The sequence below is a fragment of the Acinetobacter sp. 24-47-64 genome, assembly GCF_057737055.1.
In genome coordinates this window covers 2,662,897-2,676,004 of record NZ_CM173215.1, presented here as the reverse complement: position 1 = coordinate 2,676,004, position 13,108 = coordinate 2,662,897, and the positions used below count along the sequence as shown (strand labels likewise).

The following is a 13,108-nucleotide window of genomic DNA, read 5'->3' as shown; positions in this document are numbered from 1 at the left end:
AAATGAGTATGCAAGATACCGTTGCCGACATGTTAACACGTGTTCGTAACGCACAAATGGCGAAGAAACAAACTGTTTCTATGCCAAACTCAAAGTTAAAAGTTGCGATTGCTAACGTTCTTCAACAAGAAGGTTATATCGCTGATGTAGCTGTTGCAGATGCTGAAGGCAAACCAACACTTACTTTGACTTTAAAATATTTCGAAGGCAAACCAGTTATTGAGACTGTGAAGCGCGTTAGCCGTCCAGGTTTACGTCAATATCGCGGTAAAGATAACCTTCCAAGCGTTAAGCAAGGTTTAGGTATTGCAATTGTTTCTACAAGCAAAGGCATCATGACTGATCGCGCTGCACGTGCTGCAGGTATCGGTGGTGAAGTTATTGCTTTTGTTTCTTAATAGGTGATTCCTCATGTCTCGTGTGGCTAAAGCCCCAGTAACTGTACCTAACGGTGTAACAGTTACTCAGAACGGCCGGCAGGTCGAAGTGAAAGGCAGCAAAGGTACTTTGTCTTTCAACCTGCATGCGCTGGTCGAGCTAAAACAGGAAGACGGTATTCTAGCTGTTGCTCCTAAAGCTGAATCTAAAGATGCTTGGATGCAAGCTGGTACTGCTCGCGCTGTGCTTAACAACCTTGTTAAAGGTGTTAGCGAAGGTTTCGAACGTAAGTTACAACTTATCGGTGTTGGTTATAAAGCTGCGGTTAAAGGGAACACAGTTCACCTTAACCTAGGTTTCTCTCACCCGATCGATTACAACCTTCCTGAAGGTGTAACTGCTGAAACACCTACAGCTACTGAAATCGTGCTTAAATCTGCTGATAAAGCAGCTTTAGGTCAAGTTGCTGCAGATATCCGTGGTTACCGTCCGCCAGAGCCATATAAAGGTAAAGGTGTTCGTTATTCTGATGAAGTTGTACTTCGTAAAGAAGCTAAGAAGAAATAAGGCGCGAGGTTCTTATGAACGAAAAGAAACAAACCCGTTTGCGTCGTGCGAAAAGCACACGCTTGCACATCCGTGCATTGGGTGCGACTCGTTTGTGTGTAAACCGCACTCCGCGTCACATCTATGCTCAAGTAATCTCAGCAGATGGTGGCAAAGTATTAGCGCAAGCTTCTACTTTAGATGCTACGTTACGTAGTGGTACTACAGGTAACGTTGAAGCAGCTACTAAAGTTGGTGCTTTAATCGCTGAACGTGCTAAAGCAGCTGGCGTAACTAAAGTTGCATTTGACCGTTCTGGTTTCAAATATCATGGTCGTATCAAAGCCTTGGCTGATGCTGCTCGTGAAAACGGCTTGGAGTTCTAATCATGGCTAAAGTTGAACAAAACGAAGGTCTTGTTGAAAAGCTGGTTGCCGTTGATCGTGTAGCCAAAGTTGTTAAGGGTGGTCGTATCTTCTCTTTCACAGCATTAACTGTTGTGGGTGATGGTAATGGTCGCGTAGGTTTTGGTCGTGGTAAAGCTCGTGAAGTTCCAGCTGCTATTTCTAAAGCACTTGAAGCTGCTCGTCGCAACATGATTACTGTTGAACTTGTTGATGGTACTGTTCAGCACCCTATCAACGCTCGTCACGGTGCTAGCCGTGTTTACATGCAACCTGCTTCTGAAGGTACTGGTGTAATTGCTGGTGGCGCTATGCGTGCTGTTTTAGAAGCTGTTGGTGTACGTAACGTATTAACTAAATGTTATGGTTCTACTAACGCTGCGAACGTAGTAAACGCGACTTTTAATGGTCTGCGTGATATGACTTCTCCTGAGAAAGTTGCTGCGAAACGTGGTCTTTCAGTAGCACAAATTCAAGGGTAATCAATCATGAAAACGATTAAAGTTACCCAGACTAAATCTGCATCGCATCGCTTGAAAAATCACAAGCTTAGCCTTAAAGGTTTAGGTCTGCGTCGTATTGGTCACACTGTAGAAGTTCAAGATACTCCTTCTAACCGTGGTATGATCAATCAAGTTTACTATATGGTTAGTGTAGAGGAATAAGCCATGACTCTGCGTTTAAATACAATTGCACCTGCAGAAGGTGCTAAGCGTGAAAACCTTCGTTTAGGCCGTGGTATTGGTTCTGGCGTTGGTAAGACTGGTGGCCGTGGTGTCAAAGGTCAAAACTCACGTAAGAGCGGTGGTACTCGTCCAGGTTTCGAGGGTGGTCAAACTGCGTTATATCGTCGTCTACCTAAGTTCGGTTTCACTAGCCAATTGGCTTTGAAAACTGCTGAAGTACGTTTGTCTGAACTTAACAAAGTTGAAGGCGATATCGTTACTCTTGAAACTTTAAAAGCAGCGAACGTTGTACGTAAAGATATGATTCGTGCTCGTATCGTTCTTTCTGGTGAAATCACTCGTGCATTCACTGTTCAAGGTGTTGCATTGACTAAAGGCGCTAAAGCTGCTGTTGAAGCTGCTGGCGGTAAAGTCGAGGAGTAATCGCGAGTGTCTATGTCTCCTAGTTCTACAGGTCATGTTCACATGATGAAAGGTCAACCATTTCACGTGAAATATCGTGAAATTATTCGCCGATTAATGTTTTTAATTGGTGCTTTGGTGGTCTTTCGACTAGGAGCGCATATTCCGCTGCCAGGTATTGATAATGTCGCTTTAGAACGTTTCTTTAATGCAAACCAGGGTACTTTCCTTGGTTTGTTTAATATGTTCTCAGGCGGGGCATTGGAACGAATGTCCATTCTTGCGTTGGGGATCATGCCGTATATTTCTGCATCGATTATCGTGCAGTTAATGTCAACGGTTGTTCCTTCGCTGGAAGCATTGAAAAAAGAAGGCGAGCAGGGCAAGCGTAAGATTAACCAATATACGCGTTACGGCACATTATTCCTTGCAATTGTACAAGGTATTGGTATGTGTGCGGGTCTGATTAGTCAAGGGATTACCTTTACTTCAGGTTTAGCATTCTATATCCCTGCGTTAACGTCGTTAGTTGCAGGTACCATGTTCTTAATGTGGTTGGGAGAGCAAATTACCGAACGTGGTGTTGGTAATGGGATCTCTATGATCATCTTTGCAGGTATTGTTGCTGGTTTACCAAGTATGGTTGTGCAATCATTTACCCTTGTGGAAAATGGTCAATCAAGCTTAATTGGTATTGCTATATTTGGCTTATTGTCTTTAGCTGTTTTAGCTGCGATTGTGTTTATTGAAAAAGCACAACGTCGTATACCTGTTAACTATGCTCAAAAGCAGCAAGGTCGCCGAGTATTTACTGCACAGCAGACTCACTTACCATTAAAAATCAACATGGCAGGTGTTATTCCAGCAATTTTCGCAAGTTCGTTATTGCTGTTTCCTGCAAGTTTAGGTCAATGGTTAGGTAGTTCTGATCCTAATGCAGGGATCGTTAAGCGCACACTACAAGATTTGGCATTAGTTTTATCGCCTGGACAACCATTATATTTGGTGCTATTCGGTGCGCTTATTATTTTCTTCTGTTATTTCTATACGGCACTAGTGTTTAGTCCTAAAGAAGTTTCTGAAAACTTAAAGCGTAGTGGAGCTTATGTGCCTGGTATTCGCCCAGGTGAGCAAACTGCTCGTTATTTAGATCATATTCTTAGTCGTTTAACATTTATAGGCTCGATTTATATCACGGTTGTATGTTTAATGCCGATGGTTCTTCAAAGTTCTTTTGGTATTCCATTCCATTTGGGTGGTACATCACTGTTGATCGTGGTTGTTGTAGTAATGGACTTTATGGCTCAACTACAGGCACATCTCACATCGCGCCAATATGATAATCAAACACTAATGAGTAAAACGACTGCTCATCCTAAGGGATAAGCGCACTTAGAGGTTTCATCATGAAAGTTCAAGCTTCTGTAAAGAAAATTTGTGGTAGCTGTAAAGTTATCCGTCGTAATGGGGTAATCCGCGTGATTTGTAGCGCTGAACCTCGTCATAAGCAGCGTCAAGGTTAATCTGATCAAGACCTGTTGATTTCAGTAGGCTAATTAGGTTATTATCCGCCCCTCAAAGATTTTGTGGGGCGGTTGATTATCTCTACTGCCTTTTTGGAGAAAGTGAATGGCTCGTATTGCCGGTGTAAACATTCCGGATAACAAGCATGCTGTTATCTCTCTTACGTATATCTTTGGTATTGGTCGCCATACTGCTAAGCAAATCTTAGCTGCAACTGGTATTGCACCAACTACTAAGATCCGTGAATTAGATGACGCTCAGCTTGATGCGATTCGTGCAGAAGTTGCTAAGGTTCCGACCGAAGGTGACTTACGTCGCGAAATTTCCATGAACATTAAACGTTTAATGGATTTAGGCTGCTACCGCGGTCTTCGTCATCGTCGCAGCTTGCCTGTCCGCGGACAACGCACCAAAACTAACGCACGTACCCGTAAAGGTCCGCGCAAACCTATTAAGAAATAAGATTTCTGGAAGCTAAAAGATGGCTAAAGATACTCGCACACGCAAGAAGGTCACTCGTACCGTCTCTGAAGGTGTTGCACACATTCACGCTTCTTTTAATAACACCATTGTGACTATTACCGATCGTCAAGGTAATGCACTGGCTTGGGCCACTTCAGGTGGACAAGGCTTCCGTGGATCACGTAAATCAACTCCGTTTGCTGCTCAGGTAGCTGCTGAAGTTGCTGGTAAAGCTGCTTTAGATTACGGTTTGAAAAACTTGGACGTCCTTGTTAAAGGTCCTGGTCCAGGTCGTGAATCTGCGGTTCGTGCTTTAGGTGCAGTGGGTTATAAAATTAATAGCATTACCGATGTGACTCCAATTCCTCACAACGGTTGCCGTCCACCTAAAAAACGTCGCGTGTAAGGAGAAACATTCATGGCTCGTTATATTGGTCCAAAATGCAAACTCTCTCGCCGCGAAGGGACAGACCTGCAACTTAAATCAGGCGTTAAACCGTTTGATGTTAAGACAAAAAAACATGCTAAAGCTCCTGGCCAACATGGTGGAGCTCGTGGTGGTAAACAATCAGAGTACTCACTACAATTACGTGAAAAACAAAAAGTACGTCGTATGTACGGTGTTTTAGAACGTCAATTTAGTAACTACTATAAAGAAGCTGCTCGTGTTAAAGGCGCAACAGGTGAAAACTTGTTGAAATTGCTTGAAAGCCGTTTAGATAACGTTGTTTATCGTATGGGCTTTGGTTCTACACGTGCAGAAGCTCGTCAGCTTGTATCTCACCGTTCAATCACTTTAAATGGTCGTCGTGTTAACATCGCGTCAATCCAAGTTAAAGCTGGTGACGTGATTGCAGTACACGAAGGCGCTAAACAACAATTACGTATTAAAAACGCAATTGAATTGGCTGCTCAACGTGGAACTCCTTCTTGGATGGAAGTTGACCATTCTAAATTAGAAGGTACATTCAAATCTGCACCTGATCGTTCTGATTTACCTGCTGAAATCAACGAAAGCTTGATTGTTGAATTGTATTCTAAATAATCCTTGAGGTAGCAATAATGACGCGTACTGCAAACGAGTTTCTAACTCCGCAAGCGATCAAGGTCGAAGCGGCAAGCGGGACCTCGGCAAAAGTGATTCTAGAACCTTTAGAGCGTGGCTTTGGTCATACTCTAGGTAATGCTTTACGTCGCATTCTTTTATCATCTTTACCTGGCGCTGCTGTGGTTGAAGTTGAGATTGAAGGCGTCGAGCACGAGTACAGTACTTTAGAAGGCTTGCAGCAGGACATCGTCGAGCTCTTGCTGAACCTTAAAGGATTGTCTATTAAGCTGTTCGATCAAAATGAAGCATATTTGACATTAGAGAAACAAGGACCTGGCGATGTAACTGCCGCTGATCTTCGTTTACCTCACAATGTCGAAGTGGTTAACCCTGAACATTTGATCGGCACGTTAAGTGCTTCAGGCTCATTGAAAATGCGCTTGAAAGTTGTTCAAGGTCGTGGTTATGAGACTTCTGATTCTCGCTTCCCAGAAGGTGAAACTCGCCCAGTGGGACGTTTACAATTAGATGCGTCTTATAGCCCGATTAAACGTGTTTCTTACACAGTTGAAAATGCTCGTGTAGAACAACGTACAGACCTTGACAAGTTGGTCATTGATCTTGAAACAAACGGGACTGTTGATCCTGAAGAAGCGATCCGTAAAGCGGCAACAATCTTGCAACAACAAATTGCAATCTTTGTTGATCTTCAGAAAGATCAAGCTCCAGTTGCTCAAGAACCTCGTGAAGAAGTTGACCCAATCTTGCTTCGTCCAGTAGATGATCTAGAGCTTACTGTTCGTTCTGCTAACTGTTTGAAAGCAGAAAATATTTACTACATTGGTGATCTTGTTCAACGTACTGAAGTTGAGTTGTTAAAAACTCCTAACTTAGGTAAAAAATCGTTGACTGAGATCAAAGATGTTCTGGCTTCAAAAGGCTTACAACTCGGCATGCGTTTAGAAAACTGGCCACCAGCTAGTTTACGTATGGACGATCGTTTTGCCTATCGTAGTCGTTAATTAAGTAGGACTATCACCATGCGTCATCGTAATAGTGGTGTGAAATTAGGCCGTACAAGCAGTCATCGTAAAGCGATGTTCCAAAACATGGCTAATTCTTTGTTTGAACACGAGTTGATCAAAACAACTGTGCCTAAAGCAAAAGAGTTACGTCGTGTAGCTGAGCCTTTAATCACTTTAGCTAAAGTCGATACAGTAGCAAACCGTCGTTTAGCGTTTGCTCGTACTCGTTCAGCAGCAACTGTTGGTAAATTATTTACCGTTCTTGGCCCTCGTTACAAAGAACGTAACGGCGGTTATCTACGTGTTCTTAAAGCGGGCTTCCGTGCAGGTGATGCTGCACCGATGGCTTACGTTGAGCTAGTAGATCGCGAAGTTAAATAATTTCGTGTAGAACATCGCAAGTTGTTCAAAAAAGGTCGGTTGAATAAACCGGCCTTTTTTTGTCTAACAATTGGCATTACTTGACCTGAATTGATATGTTTTTTGCAACTTTTAGTCAAACTTGACATTGTGTATTGTCAAAAATATGTTTTAATAAAAATGTTCTTATAAAAAGGTTAATAAAAGAAATGGATAAGCAAGTCGATATTCTTATTGTTGGTGCTGGTATCTCTGGAATTGGAATTGCAGCACATTTAATTAAAAATAATCCGAACCGTAAATTTGAAATACTCGAACGTCGTAAAAGTTTCGGTGGAACGTGGGATTTGTTTAAATACCCAGGTATTCGCTCCGACTCAGATATGTCTACTTTTGGCTACAATTTTAAGCCATGGCGTAAAGCGAATGTGCTTGCAGATGGCGCTTCGATTAAAGGTTACTTGGGAGAAGTTGTTAGTGAGTACAATATTAAAGAAAAAATTCATTTTGAGCATCGTGTACTTTCTGCGAATTACGATACTTCAATAAAAAAATGGATTGTAGAAATCGAAGATCAAAATCAAAAGAAACAAACTTGGCAAGCTAATTTCGTCTTAGGCTGCACAGGTTATTATAACTATGACCAAGGTTTCCAACCTGATTTTCCAAATCAAGATAAATTTAAAGGTCAATTGATTCATCCACAATTTTGGCCTGAAAATTTAGATTATACCGGCAAGAAAGTAGTTATCATTGGTAGTGGAGCAACTGCAATCACTTTAGTACCAGCAATGGCAAAAGGTGGGGCTGGGCATGTAACAATGTTACAACGTTCACCAACTTATATTGCTTCAATTCCTTCGATTGATTTTGTTTATGACAAAACACGTAAATTTATGACAGAGGACATGGCATATAAGTTCACGCGTGCTCGTAATATCGGAATGCAACGTGCAATTTTTGCTTTGTCAAAAAAACAACCTCAACTGGTTCGCAAGTTACTTCTTAAATCTATTGAAATGCAGTTGAAAGGTAAAGTGGATATGAAACACTTTACCCCAAGTTACAATCCTTGGGATCAACGTTTATGTGTAGTGCCAGACGGTGATTTATTCAAAATTTTACGTAGTGGTAAAGCAAGTGTTGAAACAGATCATATTGAATCCTTCACTGAAAATGGTATTCAATTGAAATCTGGTAAACACTTAGATGCAGATATCATTGTTTCTGCGACTGGTCTAGAAATTCAAATTATGGGCGGTATCAAAGCGACGGTTGATGGTCAGCCGATCAAGACTAGCGAACATATGCTTTATAATGGTGTGATGGTAAGTGATGTACCAAATATGGCGATGGTTATTGGTTATGTGAACGCGTCATGGACCTTAAAAGTAGATGTCGTTGCTGATTATATTTGCCGTTTATTCAAATATATGGATCAGAACGGTTATGATGAAGTTGTCGCACCAACTGACCATTCTGCAATGCTCGATGAAACAGTTATGGGTGAAATGTCATCAGGTTATATTGCGCGTGCGGCTGATCAACTTCCAAAACAAGGTACTAAGGCACCTTGGATGGCAACGCATAATTATTTAGCTGATCGTAAAGATCTCAAAAATGCGACTTTTAATGATGGTATTTTAAAATTTGCGAAGGCTCCGGCACAGTCTGTAAAAAAGCCTAAATTAGTGTCTTAATGAATAGCTATTAAAATAAAAAAGGAAGCGAAAGCTTCCTTTTTCTATCTACAAAGAACGTGATATGAGTTCTTTCATGATTTCATTGGTACCTGCATAAATACGATTTGCACGGTTGTCGATATATGCGCGTGCAATAGGGTATTCAAGCATGAAGCCATAGCCACCGTGTAACTGCAAGCATTCATCGACGACTTTAGAGAACATATCAGAAATTTTATATTTTGCAGCTGCAGCCGCATCTACACCTAACGTACCCTCAAGCTGTAATTCCATACAACGATCTAAATAAGAACGACAAAAGTCTATTTCAGTTCGAAGTTCTGCTAGCTTAAAACGTGTATTTTGAAATGCGCCAATTGGCTTGCCAAATGCTTTACGATCTTTTGTATATTGTACTGTGTGTGCAAAGGCAGCTTCTGCACCAGCTTGGCAGATAATCGCTACAAGCATACGTTCCCAAGCGAGTTCTTTCATAAGCATGATGAAGCCCATGCCTTCCATACCAATCAAATTTTCCTTTGGTACACGAACATTATCAAAGAACAATTCGCAAGTATCTTGTCCTTTCATACCAATTTTATTGAGTGGTTTACCTTTGGTGAATCCTGCTCGATCAGCCTCGACAATAATAAGCGATAAGTTAGCTGAACCTTTATCACTATTACCTGTTTTGCACACAACAATCGCCATGTCACATAGATAACCATTGGTAATAAAAATTTTAGAACCATTGATGACATATTCATCGCCATCTAAAACTGCAGAAGTTCGTACAGCTTGTAAGTCCGAACCTGTACCAGGCTCAGTCATCGCAATGGCAGTGACAACTTCGCCAGAAGCCATTTTAGGGAGCCATTTTTTCTTCTGCTCTTCGTTGGCAAAATTATTCAGGTAGTTTGCAACAATATCCGAATGCAATGAAAAACCAGTTGATGAATCCATTGCATAAGCTTGTTCTTCAATGAGGATCATACTGTAGAGTCGATCTACACCATATCCACCATATTCTTCAGGCATTGTGGTGCACAATAGACCCATTTCACCTGCTTTATTCCATAAGTCACGATCTACATGTTGTTGTTCTTCGTATTTGGCAATATTTGGAACGACTTCTTTTTCATAGAATTTTCGGACAGTATCACGAAAGGCTTCATGTTCTGCATTGAATAATTTTCGAGGCAACATATTAGGAATTGGTCGAATTGCGCCTGATTGCATATTTATATTTCCATAAGTGTTATTAGAATAGCCACAACATAAGAGAGCCTGAACATTGGTGCAATGTGTTGAATGCTCAAAACACAAGAATTGCTGATGAATTTGGTCAATTGATATTTTTAAAACACAAAGCTCATGGCTTCAGTTAAAATGGAATGAACACAGATTAGGGGATAAAAATGTACGATGAATTAACGCTTGAAGAGCGTAAAGTTATCTATCGCGCACGTCGTGGGTTAAAAGAAATTGACGTGTATTTTGATCCTTATGTAAAGCAATACTATTTGCAAGCTGAACCTGAAGAGAAAGCAATGTTTGCTGAATTGGTTGAGCAAGAAGATCCTGATTTATTGGATTGGTTTATGGAGGTTTCTGAACCACCTCGACCTGAATTGCGCCAATTTATTCAAAAATTAAAAGATTATGTCCATAATCCATGAGCGTTATTCACTGAAACACAGCCTTTATTCAGCTGTGTTTCACGCTTTCTTTATGTTCATCATGAGTATTACTTTATTAATCAGTATTGAGCTCATTTATGCTTTAAGCAGTATTATATTTATACTGATTATCTGGTGGAGTTTTAGAAAAAAACCACAATTAAGTGAATTACAAAAACTAGACAAAGATTTATGGTCGATTCAAATGACTTCAAATCCAAAAATATACCAAGCAAAACTGACTCGAGTTTTTCATTTTCATTACTTCGTAGTACTCAGTTTTAACGAAAATAAATTCGATTCTTTGGTGATTTGGAGAGATCAAATAGATGAAAAACAATGGAAAAGCTTGATTACTCATGCAAATTTTGGCTAATTGTTAGACAAAAAGAGCTTCATTTTAAAATTTAAAACATGATAAAAAACAATTATTTAAAAACATATAGTATGAACAAAAAATGAATTGTTTGACGAAAATTAAAGAAAATCAAATTGTTAGACAAAAATGCGATGAAATCTAAATTTCTAAAGTACATTAAATATACCAACAGCTAATGAGGAATTTCAAAATGAGCGAAATTCATATGTGGTTGTTTCTAGTGGTTGCTGCTGTTATGGCAATTATAATTGGAAGACTAGGAACTGTGCTGAAGGAACGAATTGAACACCACAACAACGAACAAAATAAACTCTCTTGAGTTTACCGTTTAATAAGTAGCATGTGCCGAACCGTCGCAATGCTACTTTTTTTTGCCCAAAATCTTAACAATTCAAAAAATAAGTCAATTATTTCAATTCAGATCAATGACAGACTAATTGTTAATGAAGTGCATTGCTGCACTTTTATTCAGCGATTGCATCTGATATTTTAAATCGCAAGGATGACAAAATTATAAAATTGAGGACAGGAAGTATGTCTAAATTAAAGACTCAAGGTCTTTTCACGGCAATTGCGGTTGTAGCAGCTACAACTTTATCTGGATGTTCATACGTAATCAAAACTGGTGCGAATGCATCACTTGCCTTTAGTGAAAAACACATCTTACCGCCGGTGCTCTCAATGGGTGATGTGGATATGGTGTGTAATCAGGGTACAGCTTTGACTCCTGTGATTATGGCGACTAAAGATATGGGTGCTGATCCGACCCGTATGGCAGTTCTTTTATATTCAGCTTCAGGGATGTGTGCAGAAAATCGTGCGCTAGATGCAGAATTGAGATATCTAAGAGCATCAAAAGCAGGTCAAGTGACAGAAGCGCAAGATGCGCGTATTGAACAAAAGCGCTGGGCTGCTGTTGCTGCCGAACGTCAATATACGGGTTATCAATTGTTTGCGGAGCGTTGGCAGTCTAAATATAAATATAATTTAGGTGACTCATGTCCAACTATGCGTCGTAATCTTGACCAAACAGTATATCTGTTAGGGATGTTAAGTGGCTTACAAGCGATGACCAATGATATTGCTTCTGGTGGTCAAGTGCATGTTCCTAAAGATATCGCAGCAATTGTTGAACGTGGCATGGTCTGCCTTGATAACAACAAGTTCTGGGGCGTACCGAATGCTACTCGAGCAGTGATTTGGACATTATTACCTGGAGCTGATGCAGGCAAACCAGATCCATACCAAACGCTTAAACAATCTATGCAAATTGGTGAGCAAAAAGGAGTACGCTTATCGCATGCCTTGTATGCTGTTGCAGCACAAGCCAGTGGTGACGATGCAAAAATACGTGATGCATTACGTTCTTATGCCGCTTCACGTGCTGAAGAAGTTCCTGTAAATCCAGAGTTTAAGTTATTGGATAATATGGCAGGACAAATGATACAAGCGATCTCAGACCGTTATTGGACGGAGAATACAGGTGTCCGAACTGAAGTAGATGGAATGTCGAGCTTCTGGGATGATCAAGCGACCAATGAAGCCGATGATCTTTTCGAGAACACATTAGGCGAATAAGATTTTTTTAATTTTGTTCAAAATTAAAAATGGAGTTATTCAAGAAAAAGAGCTTTAAGCTCTTTTTCTTTTAGGAATACGAAAGATGAAAGATACTATCCTGATTCGAAAAATACTGTTTATTGCATGCTGTATCAGTATTGCTGCTAGTTTGCAGATTTTTCAGGAGTATTTTTTCTATTGGCGTCCTGTATTGGATGAAGAAATTTGGCGAGTATGGACAGCTCACTATGTACATGTGGGATGGATACACTATGCATTAAATATGGTGGGTTTAGCCTGTCTGCCATTCATCTTCCCATATGTCAAAATTAGGTACATGTTGTACTTGTTGATCGCACTCTCGCCATTAATTAGTTTAAGTTTTTTTTATGTTTATCCTCACGTTGAAGCTTATGCAGGTCTATCAGGGGTACTACATGGTATGTATATGGCTTTGGCAGTTTATTTTTTTAAATTTGAAAAAGAACGTAAATTCTCGCTACTTGTATTAGCTTTAATCACGGGCAAAATTTTGTGGGAAAATATCTTTGGTTCTCTCGATACTGCGCAAATGATTGGTAGCCCAGTATTGGTTGAAGCACATTTAACAGGTGCAATATGGGGGGCATTACTCAGCATGCTCTTTTTAATTTATCAGCATATCTCCGTGAAGGACACACACATCTCTTAATTCCTCTGATGCTTAATTATCACTTATTTTAATGTGTGATCAGATTCAAATCTTTTGCATTTATTTTTTTAAGGTCATATTTGTTTAAAAAAAGAAATACAGTATGGTATAGCCTACTGATTTAGTTGGTTTTCATCTCGCTCTTAAGGGGTGAATTGATGAAAATTGGCATAAATTTAAAAAAAATGGAAAAGTCAGTCATTCTTTTTTTAAAAAAAATCAGTCAGATTCATGTGATAAAAGTGGTAAGGAAATTAGGTAAAGGATTTTGCCTAAGCCCGA

General features: G+C 40.0%; 19 protein-coding genes. 18 read left to right on the top strand and 1 reads right to left on the bottom strand.

Going from position 1 to position 13,108, the window contains the following annotated elements:
• Positions 1-2: 2 nt before the first annotated feature.
• From rpsH to AC1M85_RS12665, 14 genes are all read left to right on the top strand, one after another.
• Positions 3-398 (top strand): 30S ribosomal protein S8, encoded by a 396-nt coding sequence (gene rpsH / locus AC1M85_RS12730; protein WP_035265132.1) that lies wholly within the window; start codon positions 3-5, stop codon positions 396-398.
• Positions 399-411: 13 nt separating this feature from the next.
• Positions 412-945, top strand: coding sequence for a 50S ribosomal protein L6 (rplF, locus tag AC1M85_RS12725; protein WP_035265135.1), 534 nt, complete (start codon positions 412-414; stop codon positions 943-945).
• A gap of 14 nt (positions 946-959) precedes the next feature.
• Positions 960-1,310, top strand: coding sequence for a 50S ribosomal protein L18 (gene rplR / locus AC1M85_RS12720; protein WP_035265138.1), 351 nt, complete (start codon positions 960-962; stop codon positions 1,308-1,310).
• A gap of 2 nt (positions 1,311-1,312) precedes the next feature.
• A complete protein-coding gene (gene rpsE / locus AC1M85_RS12715; RefSeq protein WP_035265141.1) occupies positions 1,313-1,810 on the top strand; it encodes a 30S ribosomal protein S5 in 498 nt (165 codons plus the stop codon).
• 6 nt (positions 1,811-1,816) lie between these two features.
• Positions 1,817-1,993 carry a 50S ribosomal protein L30 gene (rpmD, locus tag AC1M85_RS12710; RefSeq protein ID WP_004786899.1) on the top strand — a complete coding sequence of 59 codons (177 nt, stop codon included), beginning with the start codon at positions 1,817-1,819 and terminating at the stop codon, positions 1,991-1,993.
• Between the two features lie 3 nt (positions 1,994-1,996).
• Positions 1,997-2,437, top strand: a complete 441-nt coding sequence (gene rplO / locus AC1M85_RS12705) for a 50S ribosomal protein L15 (protein ID WP_035265144.1) — start codon at positions 1,997-1,999, stop codon at positions 2,435-2,437.
• A 45-nt stretch (positions 2,438-2,482) separates the two neighbouring features.
• Positions 2,483-3,802 (top strand): preprotein translocase subunit SecY, encoded by a 1,320-nt coding sequence (secY, locus tag AC1M85_RS12700; protein WP_171076742.1) that lies wholly within the window; start codon positions 2,483-2,485, stop codon positions 3,800-3,802.
• Positions 3,803-3,822: 20 nt separating this feature from the next.
• Positions 3,823-3,939 carry a 50S ribosomal protein L36 gene (gene rpmJ / locus AC1M85_RS12695; protein ID WP_000867907.1) on the top strand — a complete coding sequence of 39 codons (117 nt, stop codon included), beginning with the start codon at positions 3,823-3,825 and terminating at the stop codon, positions 3,937-3,939.
• Between the two features lie 106 nt (positions 3,940-4,045).
• Positions 4,046-4,402, top strand: a complete 357-nt coding sequence (rpsM, locus tag AC1M85_RS12690; RefSeq protein WP_035265156.1) for a 30S ribosomal protein S13 — start codon at positions 4,046-4,048, stop codon at positions 4,400-4,402.
• Between the two features lie 19 nt (positions 4,403-4,421).
• Positions 4,422-4,808, top strand: a complete 387-nt coding sequence (rpsK, locus tag AC1M85_RS12685; RefSeq protein ID WP_001040166.1) for a 30S ribosomal protein S11 — start codon at positions 4,422-4,424, stop codon at positions 4,806-4,808.
• Positions 4,809-4,820: 12 nt separating this feature from the next.
• Positions 4,821-5,447 carry a 30S ribosomal protein S4 gene (gene rpsD / locus AC1M85_RS12680; RefSeq protein ID WP_035265160.1) on the top strand — a complete coding sequence of 209 codons (627 nt, stop codon included), beginning with the start codon at positions 4,821-4,823 and terminating at the stop codon, positions 5,445-5,447.
• A gap of 17 nt (positions 5,448-5,464) precedes the next feature.
• Entirely contained in the window at positions 5,465-6,472 is a 1,008-nt protein-coding gene (locus tag AC1M85_RS12675) for a DNA-directed RNA polymerase subunit alpha (RefSeq protein ID WP_035265161.1), read from the top strand.
• Between the two features lie 18 nt (positions 6,473-6,490).
• A complete protein-coding gene (rplQ, locus tag AC1M85_RS12670; protein ID WP_034587447.1) occupies positions 6,491-6,856 on the top strand; it encodes a 50S ribosomal protein L17 in 366 nt (121 codons plus the stop codon).
• A 188-nt stretch (positions 6,857-7,044) separates the two neighbouring features.
• Complete coding sequence (locus AC1M85_RS12665; protein ID WP_488213188.1) at positions 7,045-8,535, top strand: flavin-containing monooxygenase; 1,491 nt, start codon at positions 7,045-7,047, stop codon at positions 8,533-8,535.
• 48 nt (positions 8,536-8,583) lie between these two features.
• Here the strand turns inward: AC1M85_RS12665 and AC1M85_RS12660 are convergent, their stop codons facing one another.
• Positions 8,584-9,756: an acyl-CoA dehydrogenase family protein gene (locus AC1M85_RS12660; RefSeq protein ID WP_035265167.1), complete on the bottom strand. Its 1,173-nt coding sequence runs from the start codon at positions 9,754-9,756 to the stop codon at positions 8,584-8,586.
• Positions 9,757-9,935: 179 nt separating this feature from the next.
• On the opposite strand from AC1M85_RS12660, the gene AC1M85_RS12655 reads away from it, so the two are divergent.
• The 4 genes from AC1M85_RS12655 (at position 9,936) to rrtA (ending at position 12,826) form a co-directional block, all read left to right on the top strand.
• Positions 9,936-10,196 carry an FAD assembly factor SdhE gene (locus AC1M85_RS12655; protein WP_035265169.1) on the top strand — a complete coding sequence of 87 codons (261 nt, stop codon included), beginning with the start codon at positions 9,936-9,938 and terminating at the stop codon, positions 10,194-10,196.
• Between the two features lie 61 nt (positions 10,197-10,257).
• A complete protein-coding gene (locus AC1M85_RS12650; protein WP_488213187.1) occupies positions 10,258-10,572 on the top strand; it encodes a hypothetical protein in 315 nt (104 codons plus the stop codon).
• Between the two features lie 537 nt (positions 10,573-11,109).
• Entirely contained in the window at positions 11,110-12,153 is a 1,044-nt protein-coding gene (locus tag AC1M85_RS12645) for a hypothetical protein (protein WP_488213186.1), read from the top strand.
• A gap of 85 nt (positions 12,154-12,238) precedes the next feature.
• The gene (rrtA, locus tag AC1M85_RS12640; RefSeq protein WP_488213185.1) at positions 12,239-12,826 is read left to right on the top strand and encodes a rhombosortase; all 588 of its coding nucleotides are present in this window, start codon (positions 12,239-12,241) and stop codon (positions 12,824-12,826) included.
• Positions 12,827-13,108 lie beyond the last annotated feature (282 nt).

Bases quoted from the DNA above. Each gene is read 5' to 3' on its own strand.
- rpsH (WP_035265132.1), top strand. From the start codon at position 3: ATGAGTATGCAAGATACCGTTGCCGACATGTTAACACGTGTTCGTAAC.
- rplF (WP_035265135.1), top strand. From the start codon at position 412: ATGTCTCGTGTGGCTAAAGCCCCAGTAACTGTACCTAACGGTGTAACA.
- rplR (WP_035265138.1), top strand. From the start codon at position 960: ATGAACGAAAAGAAACAAACCCGTTTGCGTCGTGCGAAAAGCACACGC.
- rpsE (WP_035265141.1), top strand. From the start codon at position 1,313: ATGGCTAAAGTTGAACAAAACGAAGGTCTTGTTGAAAAGCTGGTTGCC.
- rpmD (WP_004786899.1), top strand. From the start codon at position 1,817: ATGAAAACGATTAAAGTTACCCAGACTAAATCTGCATCGCATCGCTTG.
- rplO (WP_035265144.1), top strand. From the start codon at position 1,997: ATGACTCTGCGTTTAAATACAATTGCACCTGCAGAAGGTGCTAAGCGT.
- secY (WP_171076742.1), top strand. From the start codon at position 2,483: ATGAAAGGTCAACCATTTCACGTGAAATATCGTGAAATTATTCGCCGA.
- rpmJ (WP_000867907.1), top strand. From the start codon at position 3,823: ATGAAAGTTCAAGCTTCTGTAAAGAAAATTTGTGGTAGCTGTAAAGTT.
- rpsM (WP_035265156.1), top strand. From the start codon at position 4,046: ATGGCTCGTATTGCCGGTGTAAACATTCCGGATAACAAGCATGCTGTT.
- rpsK (WP_001040166.1), top strand. From the start codon at position 4,422: ATGGCTAAAGATACTCGCACACGCAAGAAGGTCACTCGTACCGTCTCT.
- rpsD (WP_035265160.1), top strand. From the start codon at position 4,821: ATGGCTCGTTATATTGGTCCAAAATGCAAACTCTCTCGCCGCGAAGGG.
- AC1M85_RS12675 (WP_035265161.1), top strand. From the start codon at position 5,465: ATGACGCGTACTGCAAACGAGTTTCTAACTCCGCAAGCGATCAAGGTC.
- rplQ (WP_034587447.1), top strand. From the start codon at position 6,491: ATGCGTCATCGTAATAGTGGTGTGAAATTAGGCCGTACAAGCAGTCAT.
- AC1M85_RS12665 (WP_488213188.1), top strand. From the start codon at position 7,045: ATGGATAAGCAAGTCGATATTCTTATTGTTGGTGCTGGTATCTCTGGA.
- AC1M85_RS12660 (WP_035265167.1), bottom strand. From the start codon at position 9,756: ATGCAATCAGGCGCAATTCGACCAATTCCTAATATGTTGCCTCGAAAA.
- AC1M85_RS12655 (WP_035265169.1), top strand. From the start codon at position 9,936: ATGTACGATGAATTAACGCTTGAAGAGCGTAAAGTTATCTATCGCGCA.
- AC1M85_RS12650 (WP_488213187.1), top strand. From the start codon at position 10,258: ATGAGTATTACTTTATTAATCAGTATTGAGCTCATTTATGCTTTAAGC.
- AC1M85_RS12645 (WP_488213186.1), top strand. From the start codon at position 11,110: ATGTCTAAATTAAAGACTCAAGGTCTTTTCACGGCAATTGCGGTTGTA.
- rrtA (WP_488213185.1), top strand. From the start codon at position 12,239: ATGAAAGATACTATCCTGATTCGAAAAATACTGTTTATTGCATGCTGT.